15 protein-coding genes are annotated in these 20206 nt (G+C 49.8%); 13 read left to right on the forward strand and 2 right to left on the reverse strand.

Annotation, left to right across the window (positions count from 1 at the left end):
- The first annotated feature begins 133 nt into the window (after positions 1–133).
- The 8 genes from ICL80_RS05510 (at position 134) to ICL80_RS05545 (ending at position 13404) form a co-directional block, all read left to right on the forward strand.
- Positions 134–2056 carry a serine hydrolase domain-containing protein gene (locus ICL80_RS05510; protein ID WP_194215096.1) on the forward strand — a complete coding sequence of 641 codons (1923 nt, stop codon included), beginning with the start codon at positions 134–136 and terminating at the stop codon, positions 2054–2056.
- A 190-nt stretch (positions 2057–2246) separates the two neighbouring features.
- Positions 2247–3413: a dipeptidase gene (locus tag ICL80_RS05515; protein WP_194215097.1), complete on the forward strand. Its 1167-nt coding sequence runs from the start codon at positions 2247–2249 to the stop codon at positions 3411–3413.
- A gap of 24 nt (positions 3414–3437) precedes the next feature.
- On the forward strand, positions 3438–5018 hold the full coding sequence (locus ICL80_RS05520) for an alpha/beta hydrolase family protein (RefSeq protein ID WP_194215098.1): 1581 nt from the start codon (positions 3438–3440) through the stop codon (positions 5016–5018).
- Positions 5018–6592, forward strand: coding sequence for an alpha/beta hydrolase family protein (locus ICL80_RS05525; RefSeq protein ID WP_194215099.1), 1575 nt, complete (start codon positions 5018–5020; stop codon positions 6590–6592). The genes ICL80_RS05520 and ICL80_RS05525 overlap by 1 nt, the downstream gene beginning before the upstream one ends.
- A gap of 42 nt (positions 6593–6634) precedes the next feature.
- Positions 6635–8548, forward strand: a complete 1914-nt coding sequence (locus ICL80_RS05530; protein ID WP_228073827.1) for a serine hydrolase domain-containing protein — start codon at positions 6635–6637, stop codon at positions 8546–8548.
- Between the two features lie 115 nt (positions 8549–8663).
- On the forward strand, positions 8664–10568 hold the full coding sequence (locus ICL80_RS05535) for a serine hydrolase domain-containing protein (RefSeq protein WP_194215100.1): 1905 nt from the start codon (positions 8664–8666) through the stop codon (positions 10566–10568).
- Positions 10569–10648: 80 nt separating this feature from the next.
- Entirely contained in the window at positions 10649–11800 is a 1152-nt protein-coding gene (locus ICL80_RS05540; protein ID WP_194215101.1) for a DUF819 family protein, read from the forward strand.
- 23 nt (positions 11801–11823) lie between these two features.
- Entirely contained in the window at positions 11824–13404 is a 1581-nt protein-coding gene (locus tag ICL80_RS05545; protein ID WP_194215102.1) for a serine hydrolase, read from the forward strand.
- A gap of 648 nt (positions 13405–14052) precedes the next feature.
- On the opposite strand, the gene ICL80_RS05550 is transcribed toward ICL80_RS05545, so the two are convergent.
- Positions 14053–14778 (reverse strand): helix-turn-helix domain-containing protein, encoded by a 726-nt coding sequence (locus ICL80_RS05550; RefSeq protein ID WP_380082664.1) that lies wholly within the window; start codon positions 14776–14778, stop codon positions 14053–14055.
- 164 nt (positions 14779–14942) lie between these two features.
- On the opposite strand from ICL80_RS05550, the gene ICL80_RS05555 reads away from it, so the two are divergent.
- From ICL80_RS05555 to ICL80_RS05565, 3 genes are all read left to right on the forward strand, one after another.
- Positions 14943–15989, forward strand: coding sequence for a YdaU family protein (locus tag ICL80_RS05555; protein ID WP_194215104.1), 1047 nt, complete (start codon positions 14943–14945; stop codon positions 15987–15989).
- A 34-nt stretch (positions 15990–16023) separates the two neighbouring features.
- A complete protein-coding gene (locus ICL80_RS05560) occupies positions 16024–16557 on the forward strand; it encodes a hypothetical protein (RefSeq protein ID WP_194215105.1) in 534 nt (177 codons plus the stop codon).
- A gap of 83 nt (positions 16558–16640) precedes the next feature.
- Positions 16641–17225, forward strand: coding sequence for a PAS domain-containing protein (locus ICL80_RS05565; protein ID WP_194215106.1), 585 nt, complete (start codon positions 16641–16643; stop codon positions 17223–17225).
- A 46-nt stretch (positions 17226–17271) separates the two neighbouring features.
- On the opposite strand, the gene ICL80_RS05570 is transcribed toward ICL80_RS05565, so the two are convergent.
- On the reverse strand, positions 17272–18369 hold the full coding sequence (locus tag ICL80_RS05570) for a hypothetical protein (RefSeq protein WP_194215107.1): 1098 nt from the start codon (positions 18367–18369) through the stop codon (positions 17272–17274).
- A 200-nt stretch (positions 18370–18569) separates the two neighbouring features.
- Between ICL80_RS05570 and ICL80_RS05575 the strand changes: the two genes are divergently transcribed.
- Together ICL80_RS05575 and ICL80_RS05580 are read left to right on the forward strand one after the other, a co-directional pair.
- Positions 18570–19196 carry a PAS domain-containing protein gene (locus tag ICL80_RS05575; protein WP_194215108.1) on the forward strand — a complete coding sequence of 209 codons (627 nt, stop codon included), beginning with the start codon at positions 18570–18572 and terminating at the stop codon, positions 19194–19196.
- Positions 19197–19524: 328 nt separating this feature from the next.
- The gene (locus ICL80_RS05580; protein ID WP_194215109.1) at positions 19525–20100 is read left to right on the forward strand and encodes a PAS domain-containing protein; all 576 of its coding nucleotides are present in this window, start codon (positions 19525–19527) and stop codon (positions 20098–20100) included.
- Positions 20101–20206: the final 106 nt, after the last annotated feature.

The following is a 20206-nucleotide window of genomic DNA, read 5'->3' on the forward strand; positions in this document are numbered from 1 at the left end:
GCGTGCGGTATCGCCTATAGGGAACGTCATGGTCAATACCCAACCCGACGGCGACAGCGAGTAAACACGTAAACAAAACCAATAAATGGTTGGGAACTTTTAACTTTAAGGAAGTGACAGTGAGATGAAACAGATGATGAAACAACTGTGTACGACAGCAGCACTTGCAATGTCGTTCACCCTGACGGCGATAGCACAGGATGAGGTGGTAACGCCTGAAGTAGTGCAAGAGGCCGTAGCACCAGTGGCTGAGCCTTATCCGGGCTTGGAAGCTTTTGTTGACGGCACGATGGAAGCCCAGTTTAAGCTGCTTGATATTTCAGCGATGACAGTTTCCATTGTTAAAGACGGCAAGGTTATTTTTGCTAAAGGTTACGGCATGCAGGACCGGGAAAAAGATATTCCGGTAAGTGCTGATAAATCCATGTTCCGTATTGGCTCGACATCTAAGCTGTTCACATGGACAGCGGTGATGCAACAGGTAGAGCGCGGCAACCTGGACCTTAATACAGACGTTAACAAATATCTGAAAACGTTCCAGATCCCGGCGACATTTGATGAGCCGATTACCCTGAAGCACGTTATGACACACACAGCGGGCTTTGAAGATGGCGGCATGGGCTATCTTATTGGTTATGACCCTGCAAAGGCTTCTACACTGGCTGAAGCCATGGCAAAGCATATTCCTGCTCGCGTGAACAAACCGGGCGCTTATGGGTCCTATTCTAACTATGCAACCGCGCTTGCGGGCCTGATTGTACAGAATGTGTCTGGTGTACCGTTCAACGAATATGTGGAAAAGAATATCTACGAGCCTCTTGGCATGGATCATTCTTCATTCCGCGAGCCACTACCGGGTGACCTGCTCGGTGATATGACTATCGGCTATAAGCGTGAAGCTGGTGTGCAGGACCCACGTCCTTATGAGGTTTTAGGCGGTTTTGGTCCAGCCGGTTCTATGGCATCCAGCGCTACTGATATGGCGCAGTTCATGATGGCACACCTGAACGGCGGCGCGCTTAATGGCAACCGCATTCTACAGCCGGAAACCACTAAGCTCATGCATTCTGTTCTGTTCCAGCCTGACAAACGCCTTGGCGGTATGGCGCATGGTTTTTATGAAGAATATATCAACGGCCACCGCCTTATTGGCCACGGCGGCGATACATTCCAGTTCCATACAAACCTGCTGATCGACCAAGATGAAGATCTGGGCATTTTTGTTTCGTACCAGACCATTACAGGCTCTAAAGGCCGGAACGAATTTATCCCGGCTTTCTACGACCATTATTACCCGCAGCCACTGGAAAAGGTTACTCCGCCTGCTGACTTTAACGAGCGCGCTGGCAAATATGCTGGCACGTATCAGTTCTGGCGTCATAACTTTAGTACAATTGAAAAAGCTATGGCTCTTGCAAGTGGTGGTTTTTCAGTAGCACCATCTGGCAAAAACACTTTGATCGTTAGTGGTTTTGAAGAGCCAAAACAGTTTGTTGAAGTGGATGAAAACCTGTTCCGTCAGGTAGACGGCAAGCTTCTTATTGCTTTTGGTGAAGATGCAAACGGCAATATTCAGGATCTGTATATCGACGGTCTGCCCTTTATGGGGCTAAGCCGGGCACCAGCTTTTGAATCGTCGCTCTATAAAATGCTGCTGCCGATTGTGTCATTGCTGCTGTTCCTAACAGTGTGGACAGGCTGGTTTTATCGCCGTAAGGACTATAAAGCCATGCAAGCACCAGCGCGCACAGCCATTAAGCTATCTATGGCAACAAGCGTTCTTAATTTTGGGTTTATCTTCATGCTTGTTGGCATTATGGCGACCTACCAGATGGAAATATACGAAAGTATCCCGACCATTCTGAAAGTAGCCCTGATCCTGCCAATCCTGATTGTTCTTACAACACTTGGCATGGTGTATTTTGCGGTAAAAGCATGGCGTGAGGGATTTTGGCGTCGTGGGCGTCAAATTCACTACACACTTGTTACACTGGCTGCCGTTTTCATGGTCATTTTCTACTACTACTGGAACATGATCGGTTGGCAGTACCAATAGGCTCTGTTGCCGTGCCTGCTGTGGTTTTGCAGGCGCGGGAATAGCCTGTTGATTAAAATAAAGTGCTCTTTGTACCCATTTGGGCGCCGGGAGCACCTCTATAACTAGAGCATCACTGCGCAGCGTGGGGGGACCACAGAAAACGTCTGTTTTCAAAGGCGCAAAAAAACACAAAAAAAAGGATGAGATCATGACACTGAGTAAAAAAGTAAACCGTCGTTCATTTTTGCGTACAACGGGCGCAGCGGCAATCGCTTTCCCGATGATTAATATGGGCGCTTACAAGGCTTTTGCATCAAGCGAAAAAAAATACAGTTCTAAAGCGGTAGATATTGTTAACACCACACAGGTGGTGGATATGCTGTCGATTATGGCGCCTTTTGGCCCCATGATGCTTTCTGCCTTCAGCGAGAAGCCAAAGCAGTCAGATTCGCTTGAGGTTACTGAAGAGCAGGTACAGCGCCTTTTGGCATCAGGCATTGATGTGTTTCACCCGGCGGTTGGGCTCGGCGCTGACGAGGCTGCCGGTTTTGTTGGTCGCATGAATGCTTATGCCGCACAGTATCCTGAGTATTTCCAGCGTATCGATTCTGTAGCTGATTTTGATACCCTTAAAAAGGGCAAGCGTATTGGCTATATTATTGGTATCCAGAATTCCGACCATTTCCGTGAAGTGGACGATGTAAACCAGTATTATTACATGGGCCAGCGCGTAAGCCAGCTTACCTACAATAGCCGTAACCTTATCGGCACTGGTTCAACGGACCGCAGCGACGGCGGCCTGAGCGATTTTGGTGTTGCGGTTGTTGAGCGCATGAACGAGCTGGGTATGGCTGTTGATGTGTCACACTGCGGTGACAGAACCACGCTTGACGCTTTTGAAATTTCTAAAAAACCAGTTCTGATTACACATTCCAATGTACGGACACTGGCCGCAGGCCATGTGCGCTGTAAGCCAGACGAAGCCATTAAAGCAATGGGTAAAGCAGGCAGCGTAATGGGCATTACCGGTGTTCGTAACTTCCTAAGCCCAACTGATCCAACGACAATCGAAAACGTGCTTGATCATGTTGATTATGTTGCCAAACTTGTTGGTATTGAGCATGTGGGTATAGGGTCTGACATGGACCTTGACGGTTACGACGATATCCCAGAGCCAGCATATAGCGCCTTGAAAGCGGGTTATAAATCTACGTATGCTTTCCGTGATAAAATTGATGCGGAAGGTTTTGACCATCCAACACGCATGTTCGACCTGACAGAAGGCCTTATTAAACGCGGCTATTCTGACAGCGATATCCGGCTGGTACTGGGCCAAAACTTTAAGCGCGTTTTGGGCGATATCTGGACAGCCTAATACGTTTTTAAAGGGGGGAACGCGATGCTAATTATACTGCAAAGCCTGTTGCTTTTGCTTTTAATCGCCACGGCGGTTTTAAGCTTTCTGCCAAAAGAAAAGTTTGGCAGCCTGGCACTTAAGGTTGCAATAGGCGCGATCTGTATCGCTGTTCTTGATCTTATTATGGGGCATGGGCGCTGGCAAATGGTGCCCGCCTATGCTCTATCTCTTGTACTTTTTGCTATTATCTATTCCCGCACAAAACAAGATGCTAAAAAAAGCCTTGGCCGCAAGATTGCTTTTGGTGGCTATGTGGTTGTGGGCACTGTGCTGCTGTGCGTGGCGGCGGTGCTGCCATATGCGTTTCCCATGTATGAGGTGCCTGCACCCACGGGCACCTATAAAGTTGGTTTTTCCAGCATTTACATGAAGGATGAAAATCGTCCTGAAACATATACGGACGACCCAGACGACAAGCGCGAGCTTATGGTGCGGGTTTGGTACCCTTCTGATGTACCAGCGGGCACAAAGCCGCTGCCGTTTTTAACAGAAACGGAACCACTGCTTGCCACTTTAGGGCCAGTTCCCGACTTTCTCTTTGACCATGTGAAACAGATGCCGGGGCACAGTTATGCGGGTACACCGCTTCTAGCAGGTGAAAATAAGTTCCCCGTGCTGGTGTTTAGCCATGGGTTCGGCGTGTTTGCGCAGGGTAATGCGCTGGCGCTTGAGAACCTGGCAAGCCACGGCTATGTGGTGTTCAGTATTGAGCACCCCTATAATGCAGCGTGGGTGAAGTTCCCTGATGGCCATGTTGCCACGTTTGACGGAGGCGGCGTAAGCCCAGAGGGTGAAGAGGAAATGGCCGAGGCCATGCGGCTTTACACAAAGCTTGCGACAGGGCTTTATGAAGATGATTACAACACCTATCTGGCGGCGGCAAAAGCTTTTGCCCAGCCGCAGACAGCCAGTAATGAAGGCGTGACCCTATGGGTTGATGACACGGCTTTTGTGCTGGATGAACTGGCGCTTGCAGGCAGCAGTGATAACCCGGGCATAGACCAGTTTGCCGGTAGGCTTGATATGGACAAGGTTGGTATTTTTGGCATGTCGTACGGCGGGGCAACCGCTGGCATGTTTTGTGCGCACGATGACCGCTGCACCGCAGGCCTTAATATGGACGGCTTCCAGTTCGGCGAAAACAGCTTTGATGTGGCGTTGGAAAAACCGTTCATGATTATGAACAGCGAGAGCAGGCTTGGCTTTAAGCAGTATCTTAATGCTGACTATGACTGGGACAAGCCCCTGCATTTCCACATGAATGACTTTTTCTATTACCAGTCAAAAAACATTGCTTACAGCATGGTGGTGAGCGGTGCCACCCACATGAGCTATACGGACATGGGCTTTACGTCAAAGATTGGCGAGTGGATGGGTGCGCTTGGCCCGATCGATATTTATGCCATGAACGATATTATGAACGATTATACCTTGGCTTTCTTTGACAAACACCTGCGCGGGATAAATTCGCCGCTTCTAGAGGGGGATACAAGCGCCTATCCTAATGTCAGCTCCTTCATAAGCCGCGATGGCCGCAGCGTAAGTGCAGAAGAGGCACACTAATGTTGGTGGTTATGGAAACTTTAGTGCTTCTTTTGCTGGTGGGTGCAGCGGTGCTGAGCTTTTTACCCAGCAAGCGTTTTGGTATGTGGGCTTTCCGGGTTGCGGCGGCGGCTATTCTGGTTGTTGTTCTTGATCAGCTTATGGGCCATGGCCGCTGGCAAATGACACCAGCGGCTGCGCTGGCGCTTGTTCTGGCGGGTGTTACATACTACCGGGCAAAACATGCGCCTGTTCGTACAACCGGCCGCAAACTTCTGTTTGGTGGCTATATTGTAGTGGCTGTGCTGTGGTTGGGCGCGGCCTGCGTGCTGCCAAAGATGTTCCCCATGTTTGATGCGCCTGTCCCTACGGGAAGTTATAAAGTAGGCTTCACCAGTCTTTATATGAAGGACGAAAGCCGCCCTGAAATATACACAGAGGACCCGAACGACAAACGCGAGCTTATGGTGCGGGTTTGGTACCCATCAGATGTGCCGGAGGGCAAAAAACCGCTGCCGTTTCTTTATATGAAAGAGCCACTGCTTGGCATCTTCTCAAGTGTAATGCCGGCACCGGATTTTATCTTTGACCATCTGCAACAGATACCGGGTCATAGCTATGCTGATACCCCTCTTTTAACGGGTGATAACAAATTTCCGGTTCTGGTGTTTAACCACGGTATGACCGTTTATGGCACTTTGAATTCACTCGTGCTCGAAAATCTGGCAAGCCATGGCTATGTGGTTTTCAGTATTGAACACAGCTATAATGCGTCGTGGGTACAGTTTCCTGACGGCCGGGTGGCCACCTACAAAAAAGACTGGATGGGGCCTGTAAGTAAAGAGGCACAAGAAGCAGATAACAAACGTTTCCTGCAGCTTGGCCGCGGCCTGTATTCTGATGACTATGAAGTTTACCTAAAAGACGCAAAAGCCTTTGCCGAGCCGCAAGTGACCCTTAATAAAGGCCTTGATGTCTGGGTTGATGACACCGCTTTTATGCTGGATGAACTGGCGCTTGCAGGAAGCGGTAAAAACGCGGGCATAGACCAGTTTGCTGGCAGGCTTGATATGGACACGGTTGGTATCTTTGGCATGTCGTACGGCGGGGCAACCGCTGGCATGTTCTGCGCCCGGGATGACCGCTGCACCGCAGGCCTTAATATGGATGGTTTCCAGTTTGGCCTAAACAGCTTTGATATTGTGCTTGAAAAACCGTTCATGATCATGAACGGCGACCGCCGGATTGATTTTGAAAAAACTCTTGGTCCGGAACTGGACTGGTCTAAGCCGCTTAGCTTTGAAATGAACGATTTTGTGTACCGTCAATCCAAAAGCATTGCATACAGCATGTCTGTTGGCGGGGCGACCCACGGTAATTTCACTGATGTTGGCTATACGTCAAAAGTTGGTGCATGGACTGGGCTTCTTGGGCCGATTGATATCAACACTATGAACGATATTATGAACGATTATACCCTCGCGTTCTTTAACAAGTATCTGCGCGGGATGAAGGAACCTTTGCTTGATGGGGGCAGGGATAGCCACCTCAATGTGGTGGCGTTTGTTATGCGTGATGGGAGCGCAGACAAATAAATACAGGGCTAGTGCGAGGATAATAATAGGGAGATTATAAGCATGTTAAACAGATTTTTTAAAAGGCCATCTGGTTGGCAGGCAGCGCTGTTTGCCGCCACCATGATGTTCGGCGGGGCTGCAAGCCACGCTCAGGAAGCACTTGATGTAACCGACCCAGAGGTTGTTGAAGCCTTTGTTGACGGTGTTGTTGTACCCAACATGAAAGCCTATCACAGCCCGTCTGGGGTTGTTGCTGTTATGAAAGGCGGCGAGGTTATCTTCAAAAAGGGTTACGGCTATATTGATGTTGAAAAACATATTCCGGTTGACCCTGACACCAGCATGTTCAGGCCGGGTTCCATTTCCAAGCTGTTTACCTGGTTTTCGGTTATGCAGCAGGTGGAAAAAGGCAAGCTGGACCTTGATACAGATGTAAACCAGTATCTAAAAACCTTTCAGGTGGCAGACACATACCCCGGCCAGCCGGTAACGCTGCGGGATATTATGACCCACACAGCAGGCTTTGAAGACGGTGGCATCGGCTACCTTATCATTGATGACCCAGACCGCATTATACCGCTTGCAGAATCGCTTAAAACCCACCAGCCAGCACGGGTGAACCCGCCGGGCACACACACGGCTTATTCTAACTGGGGTACAGCGCTTGCAGGGCTGATTGTGGCGAATGTGTCTGGCGTGGAATTTAACCAGTATGTGCAAGAAAATATCTTTGATGTGCTGGGCATGACCCGCTCCAGCTTTGTAGAACCCTTGCCGCCTGAGCTGGATAAAAACATGGCGAAGGTTTATAAATACGAAGCTGGTAAATATATTGAAACAAACTATGAGATTGTTTCAAACTTTGGCCCGGCTGGTGCGGCGGCTGTAACCGCGACTGACATGCTGCTGTTTGCGCGCGCTATTCTTAACGGCGGCGAATATAACGGCAAGCGTATTTTAAAAGCAGAAACGCTTCAGCAAATGATTGATGAAGGCTTTGCCCATGATCCGCGTGTGCGCGGTATGGGCCTTGGTTTTATCAAGCGACGTTTTGGCCCTGACGGCCTCGATAACTTTGGCCATGACGGCGGCACCACCAAGTTCCTGTCACACTTTGGTATGTCTAAAAAATACGATCTTGTGGTGTTCTCGTCTTTCAATGGCCCCGGTAACGGGCCTGTGCATCAGGCATTTGTGAAGGGCTTTTATGACGAGTTCTTCCCGCAGGATATACCGGTGATAACACCGCCTGCCGATTTTGCAGACCGTGCTGCCAAGTATGCTGGCACCTATAACAGCTACCGCGGTAACTTTACGCAGATTGAAGCATTGGCGCGTGGCCTTGGTGGCATGAAGGTTGTGCCAATGCCAGATAACACACTGTTGATCGGTGAAACACGTTATGTTGAGGTTGAAAAAAACCTGTTCCGTGAAGTAAACGATTATGGCCGTGTTGCATTTCAGGAAGATGAAAACGGCGCTATAACCGGCTTTGTTATCGACGGTATGGGCGTTATGCAGCTTTACAAAGCACCGTTTTACCAGACAACCAGTTTCATTAGTATTCTGGTTGGTTTTGCGGTTCTTATGTTTGTAAGTGTTTTTGTGCGCCTTGGCTACCAGTGGTCTACCTACCGGGCCTTGCCAAAAGCTGAAAAGCAGGCGTTTCAGGCGTCTGTACTTGTGGCAAGCCTGAACATTCTGTTTATGGTGCTGGCGGGTATCGGGGTAAGCGCAGGCTTCCCGGCGCTTATGTATGAACTGCCGTTTATCATCAAATTCTCGCTTGTGTTCTCAAGCCTTGCGGCGCTTGCGGGTCTTTATCACCTGTATCAGGCGGTGCAGGTGTGGCGTGCTGGCCTTTATGGCAGCGTTTGGGCGCGGGTTCGCTTTAGCCTTGTAACGCTGGCGGCGGTATCGATGGCGTGGTTCTACTATTACTGGAACCTGATCGGCTTTCAGTATTTTTCATAAATATTATAGGGCCAGTGCTGCGCGCTGGCCCATCCTATGTGGCGTAAAGAAAGTTCCAGAGAGAGCTGCGCGGCATTGTTCAGGATATAGGGGAATAGCAGTGAGGATATCCAATATGTTTACAGGAATTTTAAAATCATCTGGCTGGCAGGCAGCGTTACTTGCCGCCACCATGATGCTCGGCGGGGCTGCAAGCCACGCCCGCGAGCCACTTGATGTAACCGATCCAGAGGTGGTTGAAGCCTTTGTTGACGGTGTTGTTATACCGAATATGAAAGCCTATCACAGCCCGTCTGGTGTTGTTGCGCTCATGAAAGACGGCGAGGTTATCTTCAAAAAGGGTTATGGTTATATTGATGTTGAAAAACAGATCCCGGTTGACCCTGACACCAGCATGTTCAGGCCGGGTTCCATTTCCAAGCTGTTTACCTGGGTTTCGGTTATGCAGCAGGTGGAAAAAGGCAAGCTCGACCTTGATACAGACGTAAACCAGTATCTGAAAACCTTTCAAATCGATGATACATACCCCGGCCAGCCGGTGACACTCAGGCATATCATGACCCACACAGCGGGTTTTGAAGATGGCTTTATGGGCTATTTGATCATTGATGATCCAGACCGTATCGTGCCGCTGGCACAGTCGCTTAGAACACATCAGGCAGCGCGGGTGAACCCGCCGGGCAAATACCGGTCTTATTCAAATTATGCAACAGCGCTTGCGGGGCTGATTGTGGCGAATGTGTCTGGCGTGGAATTTAACCAGTATGTGCAAGAAAATATCTTTGATGTGCTGGGCATGACCCGTTCCACCTTTGTAGAGCCCTTGCCGCCTGAGCTGGATAAAAATATGGCAAAGGCTTACAAATATGAAGCTGGCAAATATAGTGAAACAAACTACGAGATTATTTCAAACTTTGGCCCTGCTGGGGCGTCTGCTGTAACCGCGCCTGACATGCTTTTGTTTGCGCGTGCCCTGCTTGCAGATGGTTCCTATAACGGCAAGCGCATTTTGCAGCCAGAAACATTACAGCAAATGCTGACTGATAGTTTTGTACTGGACCCAAGGGTTAAAAACACCGGCCTTGGTTTTTTCAAGATGCCAGTTGGGCCAGATAAACTTGAGGTTTTTGGCCATAATGGTGGCACAACCAAGTTCCTGTCATTCTTTGGGCTTTCCAAAACTGAAGATTTAGCTTTGTTCTTTTCCTTTAGCGAAATTAGCAACGGTGAAATATACGGCGCTCTTGAAACCGGTTTTTATAATGAGTTTTTCCCGTATGAATTAGAGCAAGTTACGCCGCCCGCAGATTTTGCATCGCGGGCTGGTAAATATGCAGGTACCTATAACGGGTACCGCAGTAATTTTAGCGGTATTGAAGCAATCCTGCGTGGTTTTGGCGGTACAACCGTTACGCCAATGCCAGATAACACACTGTTGATCGGTGAAACCCGCTATGTGGAAATAGACAAAAACCTGTTCCGCGAAGTGGGTGGTCAGGGCCGTGTTGCGTTTCAGGAAGACGAAAACGGTGCCATAAAAACCATGTCGCGTGAAGGTTTTGCTTATTATTATAAAGCGCCATTTTATGAGACTGCTGGTTTTATAAGCTTGCAGTTCGTTTTTGCGTTTCTTGTGTTTGTGGGCGTGTTTATCCGCCTTGGGTACCAATGGTCTAGCTACAAAAGCCTACCGAAAGCTGAAAAGCGGGCGTTTCAGGCATCAATTCTGGTTGCGAGCCTGAACATTCTGTTTGTGGTGTTCGTGGGCCTTGGTCTAAGTGCTGGCATGCCTGCAATCATGTATGAATTGCCGGGCCTTGTTAAATTCGCGCTTGTGTTTTCAAGCCTTGCGGCGCTTGCGGGTCTTTATCATCTGTATCAGGCGGTGCAGGTGTGGCGCGCTGGCCTTTATGGCAGTGTTTGGGCGCGGGTGCGCTTTAGCCTTGTAACGCTGGCGGCTGTGCTCATGACATGGTTCTATTATTACTGGAACCTTATTGGCTTCCAGTATTATTCATAAATATGATACGGGGTCAGTGCTGCGGCGCTGGCCCCGTGCCCGTGGTGCCCTGTTTACTGTTTTAACTGAAAGAACTTGCCATGCTTCAATTCCCCCTTATCTCAGCGGATTCCACGTTGCTTTTGCTTGGGGTGCTGTGCCTGCTGGCGGCTTTTGGGTTCTGGCTTGATACCACCAAAATTGGCCGCAATGTATCTGGTGCGGCGGGGATCCTGGCGGGTGGCATGTTGCTGTCAAACTTTGGGGTACTGCCAAAGTCGGCAGATGTATACGGTGTGGTGTGGGTGTATCTGGTGCCGCTTGCTATTCCGTTGTTGCTGTTAAAAGCGGATCTGCGCCGCGTGGTATCTGAAACAAAGGGCATGTTGCTTGCGTTCTTTTTCGGCGTTATTGGCACCAGCGTGGGCGCTATTATTGGCTATTTTATTCTGCCGCTTGGGCCAGAGGGCCACAAGCTCGCCGGGGTGTTTAGCGCCACCTATATTGGGGGTTCCATGAACATGGCTGCGGTTACGCAGTCAGTTGATCTATCGCCCGCGCTTGCGGCGGCCAGTGTCGCAGCCGATAATGTGGTGGGCGTGCTTTATCTGTCGTTTCTTGCAATTGTGCCGTCTTTACTGTTTTTCCGGAAGATGTTTCGGCTATCCCTGCCTGCTGAAATGCCGACCGGCGAAAGTGCTGGAAACAGCAGTGACAGCCCGGGGGCATCGGCTATTAACCTGACACATATAGCCTTTGCCCTTGGCCTGTCTTTTGTTATATGCGCGGCGGGCACAACGATAGCGAACTTGCTCGGTGTTGGCGGCTTTAGCATTATGTTTATAACCGCGCTTACGGTGCTGATCGCGAACCTGTTTCCAAAACAGCTTAAAGCCCTGCAGGGTGACTATGAAATCGGCCTGTTGTTTATGTATATCTTTTTTGCGGCCATTGGTATTAGCGCCGATGTTGCAGCAATGCTGGACAAGGCTTTTGCGGTTGTTCTGTATGCGGTGTTGATCATTGTTTGCCATGCGCTGTTTATTTTTATCGGCAGCCGCTTTTTTAAATTACAGCTACTGGATGTTGTGATTGCATCAAACGCCTGTGCCTCTGGCCCTGCGAGCGCGGCGGCGTTGGCGGCGGGCAAAAGCAGGCCAGACCTTGTAGCCCCTGCGGTGTTGCTGGGTGTCTTTGGTTATGCAGTCGCAAACTTCATTGGTGTATCACTAACGATATGGCTCGCACCATAAGGCGGGCAAAGGGAGAGGGAACGATGTCTATTTTTTCAGTAAAAAGTATAAAAGCAGGGCTTTTGGCCTGTGCTGCACTGGCAGTAACGCTGCCTACCGTTGCAGCCCCAAGCGGCATGACACCGTCTGAGGTGGATACGCTTGTTGAAAGCGCGATGGAGCGGTTTCAGGTGCCGGGTATCTCTGTTGGTATTATCAAAGACGGCAAGGTTATTGTTTCGAAGGGATACGGCATTCGCGACGTTGGCAAAAAAGACAAGGTCGACGATGAAACCCTGTTTGCCATTGCCTCAAATAGCAAGGCCTTTACCGCAGCAGCACTTGCCATGCTGGTTGATGAAGGCAAGGTTAAATGGTCTGATAAGGTGATAGACTATATTCCCGGTTTTCAGCTCATGGACCCATGGGTCACCCGCGAATTTACGGTGCTTGATCTGTTGGTACATAACAGCGGCCTTGGGCTTGGTGCGGGCGACCTGATGTTCTGGCCTTCACCGGGTTTTACGCGCGATGAAATTATCCACGGTCTGCGTTACCTGAAGCCGGTTAGCAGCTTCCGGTCTGAGTTCGCGTATGACAACCTGCTGTATATTGTGGCGGGCGAAGTGATCAAGGCAGCGTCTGGCATGGAGTATGAGACCTTCATTGAAAACCGCATTATGAAGCCCCTTGGCATGACATACTGCGCGGCTGAGCGCGCGCGCCTTAAGGGCTATAAAAATGTTGCAGAACCGCACATGGTGCTGGACGGCGAACTGAAAAAAGTAGGCCGGATAGAAGCCGTGCATGAAACCGTGGTTTCTGCGGCGGCTGGTGGTTTTCTGTGCAGTAGCAAAAGCATGCTGAAATGGCTGCAAATGCGGCTTGATAAAGGCGCGCTGCCAAATGGGACGGCTCTTATTAGCCCTGAACAGCAAAATGCCCTTGTTACACCGCGCACACTTTTGGGTGTTTCAGCAGAAACTAAAAAAATGCTGAATACTAATTTCAAGGCTTATGCCCTTGGTCTCGGCGTGCAGGATGTAAACGGCTACAAGTGGGTTACACATACTGGCGGCCTTCTGGGTATGGTGTCGTATGTTTACACGGTGCCAGAGCTTGATCTGGGTGTTGTTATTTTAACCAACCAGCAATCTGGCGGCAGCATGAGCGCGATCGCTTATGGTATCCTTGAGGCGTACACGTCTGAGAAGAAAACAGACTGGGTTAGCTATTTTGAGGGCAAACGGGCGGAACAGGTTGCGGCAGCAGCCAAGGTTGAACCCGTGCTTGATGATACGGGCTACACGGTTGAGGGCTCGCTTGATGATTATACCGGCACGTTTAAGGATCCGTGGTTCGGTACTATCACAATTGCAAACACCAAGGACGGCCTGACCTTTGTTTCTGCAAAATCAGCGCGCCTGAAAGGTGTTATGGTGCCCTATAAGCACGACCTGTTTATTGTACGCTGGGACGAGCGCGACCTTGAGGCAGATGCCTATGTGAGGTTCACACGCGACTATCAGGGTGTACCGCAGGGCATTACCATGCAGGCGGTATCACCGCTTACGGATTTCAGCTTTGATTTCCACGACCTTGAGTTCACTAAGGTAGCAAACTGATAGGCCGCTAGCAGGCTTAGCTTTATAGTGTTTATGGAAAGCTCTTTCCGCCGTAGGTGGGGAGAGCTTTTCCGTTTCCGTCACTGCCGCTTTTACCGCCATTCCTTACGAAAGGCGGAGGTGCCTTGCTGCGCTGCGGGCCGACCCTGTGAGGGGGGGAGGGGGACCTGGGCAGGGCCGCGCCTGTTAGGGGGAACAGGGGCAGCAGGCTAGTATCAGCGGTGTTTCGGCTTTAGGAAAAGCTCTCCTTCTTTATGTGGCTTTTCGCCAAAACCTGCTCCGGCTATAGCGCGCGGTTCAGGGCAACTGCCGTGCAAGCAAGAAACTGTATCTATCTGCGGCAACAGGTGCCTTTTGGTGCAGATAACCGCCTCTTGTGCGAGGGGGGTTTAGGGCATTTGCCCGGTACAGCCGGCGTGCCGGTGTTGGTGAAGTAATATTACGAATAACGTAAAAATATGTCCAGAACTATTTTATGAATTTCGTAAAATAATTCTGGCCACCCTATATAGCACCCTATATGCGGCTCTATATGCTGCCTTGTTTGAAGGCAGGATTAACCACGCAAAAAGGCCAGTACGCCGCAGCAATACACCTGCATAGTAAAAGGCGACTTGTGGCTATTGTCGGGAAGTGTGAAACGACTGCTTAGGCCGTCGTGGCAGCTATATAAGAACGGTGCACCCACAGAACGGCGGCAAAAATATCAGCAGTATATACAGTGCGGCCAGTTTTTGCGCCGGTCTCTGCGCTGCGCTCTGCCGTCAGGCTTTCGGGCAGCATGTCAAATCGCCATGATGCAAGGGACGGGTCTGGGTGCTCGGGCAGGGCAACAAGCCAGCTTTCGCCGCTATCGGCTTTCATAAATTGCCGGGGGGCAAGGCTGCCATCAGGGCCTGATACCAGAAAAATAGCACCCGGTACCATAGGGTAAAAATGCTTGCGCGGGTCAGCAGCAATAACAATATCGCCTGCTTTTATTTCCCCTGCCATGCTGCTATCGCCCATTATATAGCAATATAGGCCGTCTGCGGTTTCAGCACCCGCAGGCAGCGGAATGGCCTTTAAAGGCGCTGTATCTGCAAGGGGCACCACAGTGCCGTGACCGGTAAGGTGGCCAAGAATAGGCAGGGTTGCGGAAGGCCCGTCCCCCGCAACCAAAACACGCTTGCCTGCATCAAGGCTGGCAAGCAGAGATTTAACCCCCATGCCCAGCAAGGTGGCAAGCGGCAACAGCTCGTGCGCTTGCACGCTGCGCTTGCCCTGCAAAATGTCGGTCACACGCGGCGACGTTATTTTAAGCGCTGCCGCAAGGTCCTTCATTTTCAGGCCCGCATCTTTGAGGGCGTCTTTTATCCAGTTTTGTGAATGCATAATCACCAGTATTTCGCTTTCCGTAAAAAATGCAAGTGTAAAAAGAAAATATTCCGCTTGATATAATTACGAATAACGTAAATAATTGAAATATGTTGCACCGTCAAGCGGCCTTTTGCTGTTTTGGCGCTGTTTTTTATGTTTATAGCTTTAAAGGACTTCTGTTGGCTGAATTTCCTGCGCTGCCCCTGTTTACCGATGCTTACCTTGCAGACACCCGCCACCTGACAGTGGAGGAACACGGGGCATATCTGATTTTGCTGATGTGTGCGTGGCGAACCCGTGGCTGCAAACTGCGCGACAATGACAGCCAGCTTTGCCGCCTTGTGGGGGTAACGCCGCGCCGGTGGCAGCGCCTAAAGCCGGTGCTGGTTGATTTTTTTCAAGTGGAAAATGGTTTCTGGACCCAAAAGAAGCTGACCCACATTTACGGCACCGTTGCCCGCAAGGTGGAAAATAACCGGCTAAACGGCGCAAAGGGCGGGCAGGCGCGGGCAGAAAAGCTGGCGCGGCAAAGCCCCGCTAAGCCTTTGAAAGAAAAGGCGGCAGGTTTAGCAAATGGTAAGCCGCCGCTATGCAACGGTGCAAGCGCATGCGCTGGCGACCAGCAAGCAACCAAAGCCAAAACCAGAACTAAAACCAAAGTAGCAGTAAGCGCACAGGCAGTGCCTGTCACGCCGCAAGCGATGGATGCTATCCCCTTTCAGCATGACAGGGTGGCGATTGCCGCCGCTGCCGGGCTTGATGAACAGAAGCTTGATCTTGCTGTTTTGGGGTATTGGAACGGGGCTGGTGTGTGTGCTGTGCGCGATATAGTGCCTGCCGTCATGCGTGTTCGGGCGCGCGAGCTGGCACGCGGCAACCCGCCGCCTGCCCATTTAGCCTATTACCGCGATGTGGTGGTGGAAGCCCGTGATACACGGCTGGGGGCTGATGCGCGCGGCAAAGGCCATGCGGCAAGCCACCCGGCGCGCCCCGCTTTAAGGGTGTTTGATAGTAAAAATGTGGCTGATTGGCGTGTGCTTTTGGGGGACAGGCAAAGCAAGTTTCGCGGCGACTATATGAGCAGTAACTGGCTTATTCCCGCAGATCACCCAGTGTTTTTACCCGCAAATCTGGGGCCTGACCCAAAGCACCGGTTTAACCGCCGTATCCCCCCTGAAATTTATGCTGAATACGGCCCCTTGTGGGGCTGGCAATCAGAAAATTGATTTGAAACGCTCAATTAATAAAAAGGATATACCCATGATGCAGGAACGCGACCTTCGTAAAACCGCCCGCAGCCTTCAGGAAGCGGCGGGAAAGCCAGCCAGCACAGTGGCCCAAGGCCCCAAGCCTGTAAAGGCAGAGCCAGAGGCGGCGCTTGCTGCCCTTATTGAAACACGCATGGTGAATGCAGCATGGGTGCTGCGCCGCCTGCCTGACAGGGAAAAGGGTTTTCTGCGTATGCGCGGTGCCCTGTGGCCGGAAACGCTGGCGGAGCCTGGTACGTACCCGCGTGCAGCCATGAGCGCGTTTGAGGCGCGCCGCAGGGTGCGCATTTCCGCCGCAGAGATAGACCAGATGCAGCCAACGCTTGACCTGCTGCTGCTGCTGCCAGACATAACCGACAGGCAGATTGTTTTCTGGGCAGCATGGCACCAGGAAGGCGAAACCGGGAACCGCATTTCGTGGGTTAAGGTCAGGCGGTCGCTGGGGCTTACCCTGTCGCGCTGGACCCTGAAACGCCGGTACGAGGCGTCGCTTATGTGGCTTGCGGCCCTTGTTGCCTTACAGTGAATACACCGAATCTTAAGAAATAAGATGGTACGATTTACCGTAAGGTTTCAGGTGCTTTGTACTGTAGCCGAGGGAGAAAGTTTATGCAGGGGTTAAACCCGATTTTTACGGTACTCGAGGCTTATTGGTGGCAACTACAGGAACGCCGCGAAAAAGATGCTGAACGTTTGGGTGTAAAACCTGCTTTGGTGCCCCTGAGGAAAAGTTTTGAGCCCTTTAAAATTCCTGAAGTGTTGCCGCATATCACGCTTCTGGAACTAGATGAAAACAATGTAATGCATTCAAGGTTGGTGGGCAGCGGGCTTGAAAATGTTGTCCCTGTACTGCCAAAAAGGCTTAGCCTTGCTATATCACCTGTTGATGTGTGGCACGGGTTTGTAAAGCCGCATAAAACCCTGTTTGAAACCCCGTGTGGCCTGCGTTTTGAAAATCATACAGTGCTGTCTAACCGGCAAAGCTTTATTATGAACCGCTTTAGCTTGCCGTTTGCAGACCTTGATGGCCGTATAAAATATGTGATCAGCGCGAGCATGCCAGATGAAAAATTTATCACCCGGCCATCGATGACAACAGAAGTGGTGCACCTGACGGTTAAAACGCTTTTTTATGTAGACCTTGGGTACGGCGTACCAGCAACGGACAGTGCGAGTACGGGGTCTGTGGCATAGACAGGCCCCTTGCCTTCATTGCCCCTTTGCTTTTGATTCCTGCTGGTTATCTGTTATTTTGCAGCATGCTAATATCAAAGATACGCCATGTTGCGTCATAGGGAACAGGAGCGGTTATTGCAGTGTTTTTTAGGTCGCCGGGGAAAAAGAACATCTCCTTCAGCCAGCTTTCCACTTGTTGTTGGTTTATGTCGTTACCTTTAAGTGTGCTGATATCAATATCATGGGCTTTACAGTCAGGGCCAATGGTCATGGTAAATGAAACCTCGGCCAGATAGCGTCCGCGCATCCATGTTGTATATCTTGTACTGGGGTCATAGGCTGGATAGCGGTTTGCCCACGGCCTGAAAGTGATGAATTTGATGATATTTTCACAAACGGCTGCCGTGTTTTGCAGCGTATAGTTAATATCTATCAGCCGTGAATAGATGGTGAGTAGCCGTCGTTCTTTCGTGTCATAGTCAGTGAAAAGCGCTGCGGACTTTTCATAAGCGTCTTTTGCCAACATGGTTTCGTGCCTGTCCCACTCGGTTTCTGCTAGCTCATAATACAGGGTTGCTATCTGGTATGTGTTAGCCGGATCTTTAAACTTTTCCAGCAGCTTAATACTTTCATGTGCTTCTATGATAGCGCGCGGATCATGCGCTTGTCTGTAGAGCACTGCCATGCCCATTTTATAGCGCGCCTCATAAAAGCTGCCGTTCGGAAAGTGGCGTTGTAAAAGCACGCGTACGGCCTTATACCATTCATATGCTTGATCAGTTTCATTCCGCGAGGTGGCTTCGGCTGCTGCATATAAAAGTGGGTCAAGATTTTCTGCGGCACCGGCGCCAAAAGCAGTTTGGTACAGGTCTATAGCATCTGTGAACAGGCTTAGGGCCACCGGCTCGCGGTAGGTGGCGGCGGCCTTTGCGTATAAAAAAACAAAGGGTGCATACTGGTGTGGTGTGTTTTTATAGAGGGATGTTGCATCTTTATAAATTTTGCCTGCCAGCAAAAAGGCAACTGCTTTATTGCGGAGGCTTTCTGCCTCAACATAGGCCTTTTGGTTAGTGTCTATTTTAGCCTGAAGGGCAGCCGGGTCATTAGCCAGTGCAAAACTGGAACAGGCGAAAACAGTGATATACATCAATATGAATTTCATGATGGTTCCCCTCTCCTGATTGAAACAATACCACAAAAAGTGGTATTTTGGCTATGGTTTAAAAGGTGGTTTCACTGGGCCATATGGTAGAAAATACACCATTTGTTAATGTTTCTTCCCTAGGCTTTCCTGTGAGGGTGCGGATATGTCAGTTAAACGTTTGAGCCGGTCGGCCAGCCGGGCTTGTGTGGGATACGGTGATGACAATAAGCAAACAGATGTTTGCAGATTTCGAACGTCATTGGTGGCAGCTTCAAGATGCCAACCTTCAGAAGGCTGAATCTACAGATGGCCTAAAACCCCTTGTGCCGATACGGTCCAGTTTCAATCCCATGCGAATTCCCGCTCTTTTACCTTATATAAGCCTGTTAGAGCGAAAAGGCCCTTATAATATTGAAGCCCGCCTTTCAGGGACAGCTGTAGACAAAGATCTGCCAGCAGGTGTCATAAAAGATAATATGTTTGACTATCTGGAACCCCACATGCTGGAATTTTGCGAAAATATTTATCAGGCTATTTGTAGCAGGCCGTGCGGTGTTTACTATGAACGTACAGTACACCTGAATACAGGAGACAGCTTTAAGTTATGTAGAAACTGCCTGCCGCTTGCTGATAAAGATGGCACTATAAAGTTTATGATCGGTGTTGCTTATGCTGAAACGGACAGCCTGAAGCCTTTCCCCCCCAATATAGCCTATACCCGTATGGGCATCAGCTATTATGAGTATATTGATCTAGGGTACGGTGTACCGGATATGGAACGTATTCCAAGCTTTTTACCCGGCGGGCAGGGGCACGGTCATAAGGTGATTAGAAACACCCATTAGCCGTTTGGCTAATTCATACCATTTTGGTCCGAGTCTTTCATTAAAACAGCTTAAAGTTTTGTTTTGAACAGTGTTTTACTGGGAAATTTTTGCCGGAGCGAAAATATATATATATGTTTTTTTTGTGGCTTAATTAAAGTTAACCAGTTGTTTATTATTAATTTTTAGTAAATTTTTATATTTTTTGCGCGCTTGAGGTTTCTGTTGCAGACTTCAAATCCTATTGAAATGGTCAGGATTGTGGTAGCCTTTATTTTGCAACCTTTTGTAGGGTTGTTGTATCTAGTGTTAAGTCCGAGTTGATAGTTCAAACAGCAAGGAGCACGCTATGAAAACTGAGCCAAAAGCGTTTAAAGACCTTATAGCCTGCTGGCAGAATTTGCCGCGCAGTAAAGGTCAAGCCCCTTTGAAGTCGGCCTTTCGCCCTACAGCATTACGGCATTTGGTAACGAACCTGTTTCTGGTCGAAAAGGTGGGGCGAACAAGCCTTTGCATCCGCCTTATTGGATCAGACATTGAGGGCGTTTTTGGCAAGGGGTTACGGGCAGGCGGTGTCTTTGATACTGAAAGGTCTGAGGAATGGGGCTATTACGGCAACCTTTTTGAAACCAGCACGCAGCAGCTTTGCGCTTGCAGATTACAGCGCACCCTGAATATGGAAAACGCACGCACCTATGATGTTGATGCGCTGTGTGTACCTTTGGCAGATAATGAAGGCACGCCGCGCTATATTTTGGGCGTTATGCTGCTACAGCGCAATTATGATAGGGGCCGTCGATTTATGGACGGGAGCGCACCAAAAGAGAGAATACTGGGGCTGGATTATGTAGATTTGGGGACGGGAATACCTGCAATGATACCAGAGGTTCCATCGATTTATTTGAAAAACCTAGGATACTGTTAAACGGGTGAATGCTGCAAGCCCTTGACTCGCCTGAATTAAAGCTCAGGCAGTAAATTTAATAAAAAAAAGCTTGCAGTCCCTTAGTTAGTATTGCTACGATGCATTT

The sequence above is a fragment of the Kordiimonas pumila genome (assembly GCF_015240255.1).
Lineage (GTDB): Bacteria > Pseudomonadota > Alphaproteobacteria > Sphingomonadales > Kordiimonadaceae > Kordiimonas > Kordiimonas pumila.

What these genes read in the sequence shown, in the direction of transcription:
- ICL80_RS05535 (WP_194215100.1), top strand. Translation starts at nt 8,664, where the DNA reads ATGTTTACAGGAATTTTAAAATCATCTGGCTGGCAGGCAGCGTTACTT.
- ICL80_RS05540 (WP_194215101.1), top strand. Translation starts at nt 10,649, where the DNA reads ATGCTTCAATTCCCCCTTATCTCAGCGGATTCCACGTTGCTTTTGCTT.
- ICL80_RS05545 (WP_194215102.1), top strand. Translation starts at nt 11,824, where the DNA reads ATGTCTATTTTTTCAGTAAAAAGTATAAAAGCAGGGCTTTTGGCCTGT.
- ICL80_RS05530 (WP_228073827.1), top strand. Translation starts at nt 6,635, where the DNA reads ATGTTAAACAGATTTTTTAAAAGGCCATCTGGTTGGCAGGCAGCGCTG.
- ICL80_RS05515 (WP_194215097.1), top strand. Translation starts at nt 2,247, where the DNA reads ATGACACTGAGTAAAAAAGTAAACCGTCGTTCATTTTTGCGTACAACG.
- ICL80_RS05565 (WP_194215106.1), top strand. Translation starts at nt 16,641, where the DNA reads ATGCAGGGGTTAAACCCGATTTTTACGGTACTCGAGGCTTATTGGTGG.
- ICL80_RS05520 (WP_194215098.1), top strand. Translation starts at nt 3,438, where the DNA reads ATGCTAATTATACTGCAAAGCCTGTTGCTTTTGCTTTTAATCGCCACG.
- ICL80_RS05550 (WP_380082664.1), bottom strand. Translation starts at nt 14,778, where the DNA reads ATGCATTCACAAAACTGGATAAAAGACGCCCTCAAAGATGCGGGCCTG.
- ICL80_RS05570 (WP_194215107.1), bottom strand. Translation starts at nt 18,369, where the DNA reads ATGAAATTCATATTGATGTATATCACTGTTTTCGCCTGTTCCAGTTTT.
- ICL80_RS05525 (WP_194215099.1), top strand. Translation starts at nt 5,018, where the DNA reads ATGTTGGTGGTTATGGAAACTTTAGTGCTTCTTTTGCTGGTGGGTGCA.
- ICL80_RS05580 (WP_194215109.1), top strand. Translation starts at nt 19,525, where the DNA reads ATGAAAACTGAGCCAAAAGCGTTTAAAGACCTTATAGCCTGCTGGCAG.
- ICL80_RS05575 (WP_194215108.1), top strand. Translation starts at nt 18,570, where the DNA reads ATGACAATAAGCAAACAGATGTTTGCAGATTTCGAACGTCATTGGTGG.
- ICL80_RS05510 (WP_194215096.1), top strand. Translation starts at nt 134, where the DNA reads ATGATGAAACAACTGTGTACGACAGCAGCACTTGCAATGTCGTTCACC.
- ICL80_RS05560 (WP_194215105.1), top strand. Translation starts at nt 16,024, where the DNA reads ATGATGCAGGAACGCGACCTTCGTAAAACCGCCCGCAGCCTTCAGGAA.